This window comes from Burkholderia sp. Bp9031 (assembly GCF_003857965.1).
In the GTDB taxonomy this organism is placed as follows: Bacteria; Pseudomonadota; Gammaproteobacteria; order Burkholderiales; family Burkholderiaceae; genus Burkholderia; species Burkholderia ambifaria_A.
In genome coordinates, this window is record NZ_QTPW01000025.1 from 18,433 (window position 1) to 33,750 (window position 15,318).

The window sequence follows — 15,318 nt, forward strand, 5'->3', positions numbered from 1 at the left end:
GTTATACGAATTGATGTGGAGGGACGGGGCGTCAGGCCTGCACGCCCTTCGCGCGCAGGATATAGCCGAGCCCGCGCAGCGTGATGATCTCGGCCGTGCTGCCCGCGAGATGCTTGCGCAGCCGGTGGATGTAGATGTCGATCGCATCCGCGCTCGGCTCGTCGTCGAGCGCGAACACGCTGTCCATCAGCCGCGCCTTCGACACCGTCTTGTTCTGCTGCAGCATCAGCGTTTCGAGAATCGCATGCTCGCGGCGGCGCAGCGCGAGCACCGTGTCGCCGCAGCGGAATTCGCGCGTGCCGAACGCATAGACGAGATCGCCGCATACGAGTTGCGTCGTGCCGACGCCGGCCTGCCGGCGGATCAGCGCGCGGATTCGCGCAACCAGCTCGCGCGATTCGAACGGCTTGACCACGTAGTCGTCGGCGCCCGCGCCGAAGCAGTCGACCTTGTCGTCGACCGAGCCGTGCGCGGTCAGCATCAGCACCGGCACGTTGTCGTTGCGGCGCCGCAGCCGCGCGAGCACTTCCTTGCCGCTGATGCCGGGCAGCCGCATGTCGAGCAGCACCGCATCGTAGCGCTCGGTCTTCAGGACCGAGTCCGCGCGCTCGCCGTCGCCGACGCAGTCGACCGCGAAATCCTCGCCGCGCAACAGGTTCACGATCCAGTGCGCGAGTTCGGCGTTGTCTTCGACGAGCAGGAGTTTCATGGCGACTTCATCTCTTCAATCATAGGCGGGCAGCCGCACGGTCACGACGATCCCGCGATTGCCGGACCCCGGCGCGAGCGACACGCTGCCGCCGTGCGCCTGCGCGATCTCGCGGACGATCGCGAGGCCCAGGCCCGAGCCTTCGGTGTCGGCCGACACGCGGTAGAACCGCTTGAACACGTGCGGCCGCGCTTCGGCCGGAATGCCGGGGCCGTTGTCGACCACGTCGAGCACGACCGTGTCGCCGTCGCGCCGCGCGCAGACCGTCACGCAGCCGCCGGGCTGCGTGTAGCGCACCGCATTGTCGACGAGGTTCATCACCAGCGCGGTCAGCAGGCTGTCGCTACCCGCGACGTCGAGCCGTTCGCCGAGGTCGGCGCCGAGGTCGATGTCGCGCCGCTGCGCGAGCACGATCGTTTCCTCGAGCACGCTCGACACGACGGCGGCGAGATCGACGCGATGCGTGAGCAGCGTCGACGGCGTCGCTTCCGCGTGCGCGAGCAGCAGCAGCTTGTCGGTCACGTCCGCCATCTTGCGGCTGCTGCGCTGCATGCTGTCGAGCACGGCCGCGAGCTCGCGGTCGTCGTGGTCGCGCTGCCGCGCATACTGGATCTGCGTGTCGAGCACCGCGATCGGCGTGCGCAGCTGGTGCGCGGCGTCGGCGATGAAGCGGCGCTGCGTGGCCGTGTGCGTATTCAGCCGCGCGATGCACTGGTTGATCGCGTCGACGATCGGCCGCAATTCGTGCTGGAGCCGCTCCGGGCGGATCGGCTCCAGCTCCATCGGCCCGCGGTCGGCAACGTCGTCCTTCAGCTTCATCAGCGGGCGCAGCTCGAGCGTGAGGCCGAGATAGACGAGCACGATCGCGAGCACCAGCATCAGCGACAGGCGCACGAGCTGCGGCCGCCAGATCGTCGCGACCATCGCGTCATACGAGCGCGTCGTCTTCGCGACGACCACCGTGACCGTCTCGACCTGCCCCTCGTCGTACAGCTGGCGATCGTAGGCGGTCGCGCGCAGCGGCACGCCGTCGAGCGACGTGTCGTACAGCGTCGGCTCGACGCCGTGCTGCGCCGGCACCGCGAGCGTGGGATTGCCCGCGAGCAGCCGGTCGTGGCCGTCGATCACCTTGTAGAACACCGAATCGCCCGACGGCGACTCGAAGATTTCCAGCGCGGCCGGCGGCACGTCGGCGACCGGCAGCCCGTTGCGCCATTCGACGTCCTCGCCGATGGTGCGCGCGGATGCGACGAGCGCGCTGTCCTGCACGAGCGCGGCCGTGCGCCGCGCGGTGTCGTACGACATCGCGCCCGCGATCAGCACGAAAGCCGCGAGCGGCAGCAGCAGCCACCACAAGAGCCGCCCGCGCAGGCTGTGCGCCATTCCGTCTCCTCAATGCCGAACCGCGCCGGGGCAACCGGCGCGGTTCGGGCGTGTCATCCGATGCGTGCGCTGCTCTCAAGAAAACGCCGGGCCGCCCCAAGTTTTCTTGACCCCCTCGGGGGGCCTGGCGCGAAGCGACAGGTTTGGGGGCGCTCAGAACGCGGCGGGGCGCCACTTCAGCAAGCGCTTCTCGACCCAGGTCAGCAGGTAGTCGGCGGCCAGCGCGACCACGGCCAGCACGATCATCGCCGCGAACACGCCGCTCGCGTTGAACGCGCCTTGGGCGGTGGAGATTAGCAGGCCGATGCCCTGCTTGGAACCCAGGAATTCGCCGACGACCGCACCGACCAGCGCGAAGCCGAAGCTCACGTGCAGGCTCGCGAGAATCCAGCTGAGCGCGGACGGAATCACGACCGACGTGGTGATCTGCCGGCGCGACGCGCCGAGGATCTGCGCGTTCGCGATCAGGTAGCGGTCGGCTTCGCGCACGCCCTGGAACGCGTTGCCGAACACGACGAAGAACACCATCACGACGGCCAGCGCGATCTTCGACGCCATCCCGAGGCCGAGCGCGATCACGAACACCGAGCCGAGCACCACGCGCGGAATCGAGTTCGCGATCTGGATGTACAGGCCGAACACGTCGGCCATCAGCTTGTTGCGGCCGAGCACGATCCCGCAGATCACGCCGGCGACGGAGCCGATCAGGAAGCCGATCGCGGTTTCCTCGAGCGTGACCCATACCTGCGTGAGCAGCGGGCCCTGCGACGTGCCGTTCACGAACCAGTCCTGGATCTGCTCGAAGATCAGCGACGGCATCGAGAAGAAGAACGGATCGATCCACTTCAGCCGTGCGGCGAGCTCCCAGCCGCCGAGCACGACGACGAGCACGGCGATCCGCAGCGTGACGATCAGGTTGCGCCGGCGGCGCAGCCGGCGTTGCGCGGCGCGCTCGTCGTCCTCGAGCGTCGTCGCCGGAAGGGCGGTAGTGGGAAGCGTCATGTCGGTCATGCTCCTGTCCTTGCTGTGTCTTGCCATTGCCTGTCGTGAGGCGTGTGCGTCAGCCGATCTGCACTTCTTCGCGCAGGTCGTGCCAGATGTCCTTGGAAATTTCGATGAAGCGCGCGTCGTAGCGCACTTCCGACATGACGCGCGGGCGCGGCAGGTCGATCTCGTACACGCGCTTGAGCGTCGCGGGGCGCGCGGTCAGCACGAACACGCGGTCGGCGAGCGCGATCGCCTCCTCGAGATCGTGCGTGACGAACACGACCGAGCCCTTGTTCGCGGACCAGAGCTGCAGCAGCTCGTCCTGCATCAGCGTGCGCGTCTGCATGTCGAGTGCGGAGAACGGCTCGTCCATCAGCAGGATTTCCGGCTGGTTGATGAAGGTCTGCGCGAGCGCGACGCGCTTCCTCATCCCGCCGGAGAGCTGGTGCGGGTAGTGCTTCGTGAACTTGTCGAGGCCGACCTTGCGAATCCATTCCTCGGCCTGCGCGTACGCGACGTCCTTCGAGCGGCCGCGAAACAGCGGGCCTGCCGCGACGTTGTCGATCACGTTGCGCCACGGGAACACGGCGTCGGCCTGGAACACGAAGCCGATGCGCGGGTCGATCCCGTCGACCGGGCGGCCCATCACGCGCACCTCGCCGGACACCGGCTTGAGCAGCCCGGTGATCAGGTTCAGCGTGGTCGACTTGCCGCAGCCGGTCGGGCCGACGATCGCGATGAACTCGCCGCGCGCGACGCTCATGCTGAAGTCGCGCAACGCGACGGTGGCCTTGCCTTCCGGTGAAATGAAGCGGCACGACACATTGCGAAACTCGATCGCCGGTGTGCTCGGGGAAACTGCCTGGTTCATCGCATTCGTCCTGCGGGTGAAGAGGGCGCCGCATCGTGGCGACGCCGGGCCGGTGAGCCGGGCCGGAACGGGGAACGCACGGCGGCGGGATCGCCGCCGCCGGCGCCTGTACCGGGATCGATTACTTCGCGTTCACGAAATCGTTGGTGTAGGTGCGCGCCAGGTCGATATGCTTGCCCTTCACCGACGGGTTGAACGCCGACAGCACCTTCAGCACGGTCGCCGGGCCGTCGGCCGGCATCTTCGCGTCGGCCGTATACATCGGCAGCGACGCCTTCAGCGCGGCCACGTACAGGCCCTTGTCCTTCTGGTAGTCGGCCGGCATCTTCGCGGCGATTTCCTCGGCGCTGTGCGTGTGGATGAACTGCATCGTCTTCGCGAACGCGTGTGCGAGCTTGGTGGCTTCCGCCTTGTGCGAATCGGCCCATGCCGACTGCACGTACAGGCTCGCGGCCGGATAGGTGCCGCCGAGCGCGGCGCGCGTGCCGTCGACGGTGCGCATGTCGACCATCACCTTCGCGTCGCCCATCTTCTCGAGCGCTGACACGGTCGGCTCGGTCGTCATCCCGGCGTCGATGCGACCCTGCTTGATCGCGGCGATGAAGCTCGCGTCGGCGCCGACCGGCAGCATCGTGTACTGCGTCGACGGCACGCCGTGCTGCAGCGCGAGGTATTGCGTGAGGAAGCTCGTCGACGAGCCGAGGCCCGTCACGCCGAGCGTCTTGCCCTTCGCGTCGGCCATCGACTTGAAGGTCGGCGCGGCCTTGGTCGACACCATCTCGACCTCGCCCGGCACCTGGCCGAACACGGCGATCGCCTTGACTTCCTTGCCCTTGCTCTGCAGGTCGATCGTATGGTCGTAGAAGCCGACGACGGCCTGCACGGCGCCCGCCAGCAGCTCGTTTTCGGCGTCGACGCCGGCCGGCTGCGACAGCAGTTCGACGTCGAGGCCTTCGGCCTTGAAGTAGCCGAGCTCCTGCGTGAGCCGCGCGGGCAGGTAGATCAGCTTCGCGATCCCGCCGACCATGATCGTGATCTTGCCGCCGTCGTCGGCGAAAGCGGGGTGAGCGGCGAGCGTGCAGCTCAGGCTGGCTGCAACGGCGAGGGTGCGCAGGATGGGTCGCATCGGGGTCGTCTCCTTCGTTGTATTCGTATGGCGCGATGCTTGCTGCATCGTCCTGACGAGTATAGGAAGGCGAAACCTTCTGCAACCTTTCGTGGGGGGACGATTCCTTTAGGGGTTTTCCATAGACATAAAGCAACAGCGGCTTTCCGCACGGTCCGTGACTTCCGCCGCGACAGACGACCTCGTCTCGAAAATTGATGCGTGTCGTGTGCCGAGGTAGAAGGAATTTTTCATTCCTCTTACGGAGCCACGTCATGCGGGATGCGCAAGACCGCGACATGGTGCGTCTGGGCGACAGCACCGACCACGGCGGCAAGGTCATCGAAGCGACCGACGAGTTGAAGCACCTTGGAATTGCCGTCGCGCTGGACGGCCACGGGGTGACGTGTCCGACATGCGGCGGCGTTTTTCCGCTGTTGGCAAGCGGACCGCGTACACATCGTGGCCGGCGTGTTGGTTACCACGGCGACAAGACCGGTTGCGGCGCAATCGTCATTGGCCAGCTGGCAATTGGGGCGGAATAAATGGCGATTTTTACTCAGAATCGCACACTGTCCATCGCGGGTGCGTCGTTACCGACCTATGGGATGGACGCGCTGCCGGTCTTCGTTCCAGTGCGGTTGCAAGGCACCGAAACCATCGGCCGTCTCGATGGATGCCGATATCTCGTCACGTTGCGAACCGACGACGCCTATGCGGTCTCCCCCAGTCGCACGGCCGATCTCGATCTGGACAAGATAGTCGGCACTGAAGTGACGGTGTCGATCCAGCTAGAAGGCAAAGGGCAGTTCATTCCGGGACTACCCGGCGCCGCCGGACTCGGCAACATCGGCGCGGGCACGCGCGAGATCACCGGGCTGGTCGAAGCGGCGCGGCTTGCCGGGCAGGATCGCGATTCGATCCTGTACGAACTGGAGTTGCGCCCGTGGCTCTATCGCGCAACGCTGACGCAGGACTGTCGCCTGTTCCAGGATATGACCGTGGTCGACATCACCGACGCGGTACTCGCGAAATACCCGTACCCCGTCGACAAGCGTCTGGGTGCATTCCGGGGCGTCTATCCGACACGCGATGTGCAGCGACAGGCGTTTGAATCGGACTGGGCATTTCTGCAACGCCTCTGGGAAGAATGGGGAATCTGGTGGTGGTTCGAGCACGACGGCGGCCATCATCGCCTGGTTCTATGCGACTCGATGGGCGGCCATCAACCGCACGGCGCGGCCTACGAGACGCTCCGTTATCTGCCGCCCGATGGTCAGCGTATCGATGAAGAACACATTCACACGCTGTCCGTGACCAGCCGACTGACGCCGGGCCGCGTGACCGTGACGGATTACGACTACACGCGCCCGTGTGCCGATCTGGCTGCCACTGAGGAAGACCCTCGCCCGACCGCCAGCGCCGACGGCGAGATATACGGTTGGGGCGATTACAGTCAGCCGCTCGCGGGCGCGCAAGGACTAACGGGGCAACCGAACGATACGGAGCGCGAGGCGCGGCACTTCGCGCGCGTGCAGCTCGAGGCGCAACGCTGCGCCGGGCGGCGTGCGAACGGACAAGGACATCTGCGCGGCCTCACGGTCGGGCATACCTTTACGTTGACCGGCTATCCGCAGCAGGCGGCGAATCGTGAATACCTCGTCGTATCGTGCGCGCTCGATATCGAGGACATCGCGGGGCGCACCAGCAGCGCGCAGCCCTATCGCGTTGACGCGCAATTCGAACTGTTGCCGACGAACGAGCCGTTCCGACTGGAACGCAGTGTCCGCAAGCCCGTCATGAGCGGGCCGGAGAAGGCCATCGTCGTCGGTCCCGCCGGACAGGAAATCTGGACGGACCAATACGGCCGGGTGAAGGTGCAATTCGCCTGGGACCGGCAGGGCCGGCACGACGAGCATTCCGGTATCTGGTTGCGGGTGCTGTCACCATGGCAGGGCGTGGACATGGGCGCGACGTTCATCCCGCGCGTCGGTCATGAAGTCGCGGTGTCACACTACTATGGCGACCCGGATTTGCCGGTGATTATCGGCAGTGCCGTCAACGCATTCCGCCAGCCTGCGTTGGACCAGCCGCACAATCACGCGATATCGGTGATTCGCGGCCGGGAATTCCACGGCACCGCATCCGGTCATCTCGCGATCGACGATACGCGGGAACAAATCCAGACGCAGATTGCAAGCGATGCCGGTACGTCGCAACTCAGTCTCGGCAACATCCGGCGCGTTACGCGAAAAAAGGGGCGTGCGGATGCGCGCGGCAAGGGCTTCGACCTTCGCACCGACGATTGGGGCGTGGTGCGAGCGTTGAGGGGTTTGCTTGTGTCGACGGATGGTCAACCGGGCGGTCCCGGCCATGCCAAGGACGCCAAAGAGGCCGTCGGCCGGCTGACGCAGGCGCGTGAGCTACAGGAAAGCCTGTCAGGGCTCGCGCAACGACACGAAGCGCAGCAGTACGAAGCGGATCAGGGCGAGGTCGCGAAGGCGATCAAGGCACGCAACGATGCGATCAGGGGCAATCTGCCCAGCGCAGGAAACGACTTCCCGGAGTTGACGGAACGCGACATTGTGCTCGCGGGATCGGCCGGCTTCAGTCTGGCGTCGGAGCGCACCGTTCATCTGGCGAGTAACGAGGACATCGCAGTAACGGCGGGGCGGCACGTTGGCTTTGCCGTCGGCCATTCGTTGTTCGCGAGCGTGTCGAACGCATTTTCGTTATTCGTGCACAAAGCGGGCATGGCGCTCGTCGCCGCAGCGGGGAAAGTGCGTATCGAAGCGCAGACCGACGGTATCGATCTGCGCGCGAAACGGGCCATCAACGTCGAGAGTACGACCGACAGCATTCAGCTTCATGCCGCGAAGGAAATCGTGCTGCACGCTGGCAATACGCAGGTGCGGATCAGTGACCAGGGCTACACGGTCCACACGGCGGGCGAGCACACGATCCGTGCGGGCAGTCACCAGACAGAGGGGCCGAGGGGAAAGGGCGGCGGTTTCCCGCCATTTCCGAAGTCAGGGCCGGGCCAACTGGAGGTCCTGCGTCACTACGTGACGGATTCCGCGGTCGAGAAAAGCACCTTTACGGTCACCGACAGCCTCGGTGCGCAACATAGCGGGACGCTCGACGCGTCGGGCCGTGCCGTGGTGAACGGTCTTGCCGCAGGCGCCGTCACCGTCGCTTACGGGCGCGATCCACACGATCCTTGGGATGCTTCGAGCTATCTCGAACAACCCCGCTGGCAACCGGAAGGCCTCGCCTGACCAGCCTTCCTCGACCTTTCCCCTATTCCAATAACAACATGGCCGACAAACCACCGACCATTCCGCGCATCGATGCTGCGATCGTGCCGCTCGACCGCGTTCATTTCGCCGATCTCGAAGCCGGCGCATCGCAATTCGACAACTGGCTGCGCACGGCCAGCGGCGGATACGTGACGCTCGAGCGGATCAAAGAGGTATCGGCAGCGCTGCCGGTGGCGGGCAACATCATTGCCGCCATCGACGTTTGCGGTGACATCTCGACGCTGATCCAGGGCCGTAACGTTCAGCCGCGCACCGAGGCGGAGCGCATCGAACGGATTCTGGATTGGGCAAATCTTGCGATCAATCTGATCGGCGTGATGCCGATTCCGCCCGGTACGACTGCCGCGCGCATGTCGCTGCGTCCGACGCTGGGGCTGGTGCGGCAGGCCGTCAGGCAAGGTGCCACGGACCTCACCACCGCGTCGGTCGCCGTGATCGCCGGGCACTTCACGGCAACGCTGATGGGCGAGCTCAAGCCTTTCGTCGAGGAGGCGAAGGCGAAGCTGGTCCAGATCCTGAGCGATGCGGGTCAGGAAGCCGAGAAACGGATGACCCAGTTGGCGGATGGTCTGGACGCGTTGGCGTCGGGGCGACTGACGGATCCGAGCGAGAACCTGAAGGCGGCACGCCAGAACGTGTCGCGCGTCTCGGGCAGTGCGTTGCTGCACGATCCGACGCAAACGTTGGATGACTTGTTCGGCGCAGTGTGGGAGGTCTACAAGGCCGGTGCTAAGACGGGGGTGAACGTCCTCGTTTCGCTCACGCCCGCCGAGGCTCGAGCGACGGTGCGCAGCTTGGCCGCCGACATTCGCGCCAGCATCCCCGACGTCAGGAAGCGGATCCAGAGCCTGTCGAGCGAAGACGTCGGGACGGTGATGTACATGCTCAACATCCTGATTCGTGCGATCCAGGTGTATGAGCAGAAGAAACATCATGTTGGGGCAACGGTCGACAGCAACAAGGCCAACCAGGCGAAGCGCAAGGAGAGCGGTGCGCAAGTCACCAACCTCTCCCGTGAAGCCAAGCCTCAAAAGCCGGGGCCGGGGTGCCTTTGTGAGCCGGGGCAACCTCCTGCACGCGTGGGGCGCGCAATCGGGCTGGCGCTGGGGGACGAATCGTTCGCGCATACCGACTTTGCGTTGCCGGGCGTCATCCCGATCGAATGGACGCGCGCGTATCGCTCGAACTTCGGTGCGCACGATGCGCAGGGGCCGCTCGGGCCACGCTGGACGACGTTGTATCACGCGGCGTTCGAGGCGAACGGCGACGGGTTCCTGTACCACGATGCGCAGGGACGCACGATCGCCTATTCGTCCCTGCCACTTGCGCAGGCGCACCACGACGCGCGCGAATCGTGCACGCTCACGCGCGAGAGCGCCGATCGCATCCGCGTCGTGCGCGGCGAGACGCTGACGGAGACCTACGAACGATACGGCGTGCACTTCCGATTGACGCGAACCGAGGATCGCTCGGGCAATGCAGTCACGCTGACGTGGGCGGACGATCTGCTGGCCGGGATCGCGGCTGCGGGCGTACGCATCGTCTTGAGCCATGATGCGGCCGGCCGCATCGTACGACTCACGCAGCATGACGCCGCCGGCGCAGCGATCCGCCCGCTCGCGCATTATCGTTACGACGACGCAGGCGATCTGGTCGAGGCGACCGACGAAAACGGCGCATCGTGGAGTTACGCGTACTCGCACCACCTCGTGACGCGCTACACGGACCGCACCGGATGCGGGATGAACCTGGAGTGGGACGGCACGCATCTTGACGCGAAAGCGGTTCACGAGTGGGCAGATGGCGGCACGTTCGACACGCGGCTGACATGGCACGAGCGGCTGCGGCTGACTTTCGTGACCGACGCACTCGGCAATACGACCCAGCATTACTACGACATCGACGGCTACGTGTACCGGATGGTCTATCCGGACCACACCGAGGAATGGTTCTTCCGCGATGCCGCGAAGCACGTCACGCGGCACGTGTTCCCCGATGGCACGGCGGAGTCCTTTACGTGGGACGACGCGGGGCATCTCACTTCGCACACGCAGCAGGACGGCCGCACCGCGTATTACGTGTACGACCGTCATGGCAACCTGACCGGTCTGCAGGATCAGGAGGGCCACCGCTGGGAGCGCTACTACGACAGCAAGGGGCGTGTGGCCGAGGCGCTCGATCCGCTCGGTCGCGTCACGCAGTACGAATACGATCGCGCGGGTTTGCCGGTTGCGATCACCGATCCGAAGGGGGGCACGACGAAGATTGCGTGGCGGCCGGACGGGCAGATCGCGAGTTACACCGACTGTTCGGGCAAGACCTCGACGTGGAAATACGACGAACGCGGTCGGCTGGTGGAGGCGAAGAATGCGGTGGGCGAGGCGACCCGCTATGGCTATGAAGCCGGGCAGATCGCTTCGGTGACGCGGGCAGACGGCCAGCGCGAGACGTTCGAGCGCGACGCCGAGGGCCGCTTGCTTACGCATCGGGATGGACTGAATCGCGAGACGCAATATCTGTACACGGCAGCTGGCCTGCTGTCGCAACGTAAGAATGCACGAGGCGACACGCTGGAATATGCGTGGAACCCGCTCGGCCAGATCATGACATTGCGCAACGAAAACGCGCGCGAATACCGGTTCGGCTACGACACCTTCGGACGGCTGATGAGCGAGACGGATTTCGATCAGCGCGAGACGCGGTATTACCGTGATTCGGGCAGCGGTCTTGTGATCAATCGGCTGGCTGGCGGCGTCATGCAGGCGTTCGACTACGACGCGATGGGACGGCTCGAGCGCCGGCGCGGCTGGCTGGCGCAGTTCACTGACCGGGGACAGGTGTTCCTGATGCCGCAGGGAGAGGTTCAGGTCGAGACCGAATCGTTTCAGTATGACGGCTTCGGGCGACTGCTGACGGCGAAGAATCGGCAATCGCGGGTGCGGCGCTTCTACGATCCGGTTGGCAATTTGAGCCGGGAACATCTGGATCTGTCCATCTACAAAGAAGACTACGAGTTCATCTGGCGGCACGAGTACGACGATGTCGGCGCGCGCATTGCGACGACGCGGCCCGACGGACGGCGGGTCGACTGGCTGACCTATGGCTCGGGCCATGTGCACGGACTGATGCTGGATGGCCAGAGCATCGCGCACTTCGAGCGGGACGATACGCACCGCGAGACGCTGCGCGAGATGGGCAACGGGTTGAAGCAGGCGACGGAATACGATCAGGGTGGCCGGTTGGCGCAGCAGACGCTGCAGGGCACGAGCGGCAAGGTGATGGAGCGGCGCTACCAGTACGATACGGCGGGCCAGCTCGTGCAGATCTCGGACATGCGCCGGGGCGAGATCGAGTATGCGTACGATCCGCTCGGACGGCTCACGCGTGCGCAGTCGTCGCTGGGTGTGGAGGCGTTTGCGTTCGATCCGGCGAGCAATATCGTGACAGCGACGGAACGCGACGAGCACGGCATCGGCGTGCTGGGCGACAAGCAGGCGACGCCGCTGCTGGACAATCTGCTGAAGGAGTACGCGGGCACGCACTACGTGTACGACCAACGCGGCAACCTGACGGAGCGCAAACGTAACGGCGAACATACGACGTTCGGCTGGAACCCGTTCGACCGGATGGTGAAGGCGAGTGACCATCGCATGGAGGCGACGTATGTGTACGACGCACTGGGCCGGCGGATCGTCAAGCTGACCGAGCCACAGGTGCCGCACTTGTACGGTGCGGGCAGCGGCTGGCGCGATGCGGAGCGCCAACGGTTGAAGCAGGAGCACGGGTATGGCGTGACGCTGTACGGATGGGATGGCGACACGCTGGCATATGAGACGTCGTGGGAGAAGCGCGAGACGACGCACTACGTGTACGAGCCGGGTAGTTTCACGCCGCTGGTGCGGGCGGTGGGTCCGGCGGTGCTGCGTGAGGGTGAAGGTGCGGTACCGGTCGTTACCTCGATCGCGTACTACCATTGTGATCAGATCGGCACGCCGCAGGAGGTGACGGACGAGGCGGGTGAGGTTACGTGGTTGGCGCGGTACAAGGCGTGGGGCGAAGCGAAGGAGGTGATCAGCGAGGCGGCCCGTAAGGTCGGGATCACGAATCCGCTGCGGTTTGCGGGGCAATACTTCGATCGTGAGACGGGGCTGCATTACAACCGGCATCGGTATTACGATCCGAGTTCAGGCCGGTTCGTCAGCAAGGACCCCATCGGGCTGGCGGGGGGCATTAATCCGTACAACTATGGCAAAAATCCCATCGGTTGGGTTGATCCGTTGGGGCTAACGAGTACAACTCCGTCAACGATAACGGCAGCAGATATTACGAATAAGACTCGTACCGAAATTCGTGCTCTGGCGAAGAGCAAGGATCTCGTTCTCGCCAAATCGGATGCGACTGGTTCGCCAATAAAATGGAAATGCCCGTGCACTGGGAAAGAGCGTTTGCGGTTGGATCGAGGTCACACTGATCCGTCCACCGGACTACCGTATGACGATCCCAAAGCGGCAGTGGACCATGTGCATGCATATGATCCGACCGGCAAGATCAAGGTGGTTTCGCCGGATGATGGCAACCCCCACTTCCCTACTACAGGTGAATAGCAATGCAAGGTAAATCTGAGCAAGATTATTTTGAAACAAACGACGGAACTGTCCGAATATGGATTGAGCAGGGCACGTCTATCCATATCAAAGCGGCGACGGTTGAAAACGATCCTGTCGAGCTTTCTGAATCAGAGGCTATGGAAATAGCCGAGATACTTAACCGGTTCGCAAGCCGAATTTAGATGCCGGTGAAACAAGGGCCGCGACAGCGGCCCTTGTTGTTAGCGAGATTGGCGACGATCTTGGGAGATGGTGATCTACTCGGCTTGCATCACTGCGGGAGCGATCGGTGCGGCGGTAATGGTGAGCTTATCGTGTTCGACGTGAACGATGAGTTTCTGGCCGGCGTGGAAGCCGACATCGTGTGTCAAGACAGCGGCCGGCGATCTTGAGTCAGACTGGACGATTGGCTCGGCAGACGCTGCAGGGTGCGAGTGGCAAGGTCCAGCTCTTTACCTCCATCCCCCCAACACCCGCCCCATCGCATCAAGCCCCATGTCGAACAGGTGCGACACGAACGGCACGAGGTTCGGGATCATCAGTTGCACGAGCAACAGCCCGACCAGCATCGTGACCGGAAAGCCGATCTGGAAGATGCCGATCTGCGGCGCCGCGCGGTTCAGGATCCCGAGCGCGAGGTTCGCGATCAGCAGCGCCGCGACCACCGGCAGCGCGAGCAGCAGCCCCATCTCGAACACGGTCGCGCCGAACGCGGCGAGCGTGCGCCAGCCGGGCGCGTGCAGCAGGTCGGCCGACACCGGCAGCGTCTGGAACGACGCGGCCAGCGCCGCGAACACCTGCAGGTGACCGTCCACCGCGAGGAACGCGAGCATCGCGATCGCGTTCAGGAAGCGGCCCATCACCGGCGTCGCGCCGCTCGAATGCGGGTCGAAGAAGGTCGCGAAGCCGAGCCCCATCGACAGGCCGATGAAGTCGCCGGCCGCCTCGACGGCTGCGAACACGAGCTGCATCGTGAAGCCCATCGCGACGCCGATCAGGAACTGCGTGACGACGATCCAGATGCCCTGTGCGGAGAACACGGTGACGCCCGGCATCGCGCCGAGCGTCGGCGCGACGACCAGCGCCATGAATGCCGCGACGCCGATCTTCACGCGCACCGGCACCGCCGCGTGGCCGACCACGGGCGCCGTCGCGACGAGCGCGAGGATCCGCACGAACGGCCACAGGAAGGCGGTCAGCCAGCCGTTGAGCTGCGCGTAGGTAACCGAGAACATCGCCGTGGAGCGGGGCCGGGCGCGCCGGTCAGCCGGCGCCGAGCGTCGCGACGTGCAGCAGCGTCTGCCGCAGGTAGTCGAGCATCGTCGTCAGCATCCACGGGCCGGCGATCACGAGCGTCGCGGCCACCGCGAGCAGCTTCGGGATGAACGACAGCGTCGATTCGTTGATCTGCGTCGCGGCCTGGAACAGGCTCACGACGAGGCCGACCGCGAGCGCGACCAGCAGCAGCGGGGCGGCCAGCAGCAGGCCGACCATCATCGCCTGGTGCGCCAGCGTCATCACTTGTTCGGGCGTCATCGCGCGTTTTCCTCCGCTTACGTAAAGCTCTGCGCGAGCGAGCCGATCAGCAGCTGCCAGCCGTCGACCAGCACGAACAGCATCAGCTTGAACGGCAGCGACACGGTGGACGGCGACACCATCATCATCCCCATCGACATCAGCACGCTCGCGACGACCATGTCGATGATCAGGAACGGGATGAAGATCGTGAAGCCGATCTGGAAGCCGGTCTTCAGCTCGCTCGTGACGAACGCGGGCACCAGCAGCGACAGCGGCACGTCTTCCGGGCCCTGCATTGGCGCGGCCTTCGAGATCTTCGCGAACAGCGCGAGATCGGTCTCGCGGGTCTGCTTCAGCATGAAGGTCTTGAACGGCGCGACGCCGCGCTGCACGGCCTGCTCCATCGGCATCGAGCCGTCGGAGAACGGCTTGTAGCCGTCGGTGTAAGCGCGGTCGAGCACCGGCGACATCACGAAGAAGGTGAGGAACATCGCGAGGCCGACCAGCACCTGGTTCGGCGGCGTCGTCGCGGTGCCGAGCGCCTGGCGCAGCAGCGACAGCACGATGATGATGCGCGTGAAGCTCGTCATCATCAGCAGCATTGCCGGCAGGAACGACAGCATCGTGAGCAGCAGCATCGTCTGCACGCTCAGCGAATAGGTGGTGCCGCCGTTCGGGCCCGGGCTCGCGTTGAACGCGGGCAGGCCGGCCGCCTGCGCGCACGCGAGCGCGGGGGCGAGGCCGAGGATCAGCACGGGCGCGAAACGCGCCGCGCGACGCAGGAATTCGTGTTTCATCGGAATGCAGGAACGGAAAGA

General features: G+C 65.0%; 12 protein-coding genes. 4 read left to right on the forward strand and 8 right to left on the reverse strand.

Annotated elements, in window-relative coordinates; genetic code table 11:
- Positions 1 to 31: 31 nt before the first annotated feature.
- From DIE15_RS26465 to DIE15_RS26485, 5 genes are all read right to left on the reverse strand, one after another.
- Entirely contained in the window at positions 32 to 709 is a 678-nt protein-coding gene (locus DIE15_RS26465; RefSeq protein WP_057928009.1) for a response regulator, read from the reverse strand.
- A gap of 15 nt (positions 710 to 724) precedes the next feature.
- Positions 725 to 2,092, reverse strand: coding sequence for a sensor histidine kinase (locus DIE15_RS26470; protein WP_124834740.1), 1,368 nt, complete (start codon positions 2,090 to 2,092; stop codon positions 725 to 727).
- 153 nt (positions 2,093 to 2,245) lie between these two features.
- Positions 2,246 to 3,094, reverse strand: a complete 849-nt coding sequence (locus tag DIE15_RS26475; protein WP_057928034.1) for an ABC transporter permease — start codon at positions 3,092 to 3,094, stop codon at positions 2,246 to 2,248.
- Positions 3,095 to 3,152: 58 nt separating this feature from the next.
- On the reverse strand, positions 3,153 to 3,950 hold the full coding sequence (locus DIE15_RS26480; RefSeq protein ID WP_006491292.1) for an ABC transporter ATP-binding protein: 798 nt from the start codon (positions 3,948 to 3,950) through the stop codon (positions 3,153 to 3,155).
- A gap of 121 nt (positions 3,951 to 4,071) precedes the next feature.
- The gene (locus DIE15_RS26485; RefSeq protein ID WP_057928033.1) at positions 4,072 to 5,076 is read right to left on the reverse strand and encodes an ABC transporter substrate-binding protein; all 1,005 of its coding nucleotides are present in this window, start codon (positions 5,074 to 5,076) and stop codon (positions 4,072 to 4,074) included.
- 254 nt (positions 5,077 to 5,330) lie between these two features.
- Between DIE15_RS26485 and DIE15_RS26490 the strand changes: the two genes are divergently transcribed.
- From DIE15_RS26490 to DIE15_RS26505, 4 genes are read left to right on the forward strand one after another with little or no spacing between them, the layout of a single operon-like run.
- The gene (locus DIE15_RS26490) at positions 5,331 to 5,600 is read left to right on the forward strand and encodes a PAAR domain-containing protein (protein WP_124834742.1); all 270 of its coding nucleotides are present in this window, start codon (positions 5,331 to 5,333) and stop codon (positions 5,598 to 5,600) included.
- Positions 5,601 to 8,333 (forward strand): type VI secretion system Vgr family protein, encoded by a 2,733-nt coding sequence (locus DIE15_RS26495; protein ID WP_124834743.1) that lies wholly within the window; start codon positions 5,601 to 5,603, stop codon positions 8,331 to 8,333.
- A gap of 38 nt (positions 8,334 to 8,371) precedes the next feature.
- Positions 8,372 to 12,979 (forward strand): RHS repeat-associated core domain-containing protein, encoded by a 4,608-nt coding sequence (locus DIE15_RS26500; protein ID WP_124834744.1) that lies wholly within the window; start codon positions 8,372 to 8,374, stop codon positions 12,977 to 12,979.
- A gap of 2 nt (positions 12,980 to 12,981) precedes the next feature.
- A complete protein-coding gene (locus tag DIE15_RS26505) occupies positions 12,982 to 13,164 on the forward strand; it encodes a hypothetical protein (RefSeq protein ID WP_124834745.1) in 183 nt (60 codons plus the stop codon).
- 270 nt (positions 13,165 to 13,434) lie between these two features.
- On the opposite strand, the gene fliR is transcribed toward DIE15_RS26505, so the two are convergent.
- From fliR to fliP, 3 genes are read right to left on the reverse strand one after another with little or no spacing between them, the layout of a single operon-like run.
- Positions 13,435 to 14,217, reverse strand: coding sequence for a flagellar biosynthetic protein FliR (fliR, locus tag DIE15_RS26510; RefSeq protein WP_124834746.1), 783 nt, complete (start codon positions 14,215 to 14,217; stop codon positions 13,435 to 13,437).
- Between the two features lie 28 nt (positions 14,218 to 14,245).
- Complete coding sequence (fliQ, locus tag DIE15_RS26515; RefSeq protein WP_006750427.1) at positions 14,246 to 14,518, reverse strand: flagellar biosynthesis protein FliQ; 273 nt, start codon at positions 14,516 to 14,518, stop codon at positions 14,246 to 14,248.
- 17 nt (positions 14,519 to 14,535) lie between these two features.
- On the reverse strand, positions 14,536 to 15,297 hold the full coding sequence (fliP, locus tag DIE15_RS26520) for a flagellar type III secretion system pore protein FliP (RefSeq protein ID WP_124834747.1): 762 nt from the start codon (positions 15,295 to 15,297) through the stop codon (positions 14,536 to 14,538).
- Positions 15,298 to 15,318: the final 21 nt, after the last annotated feature.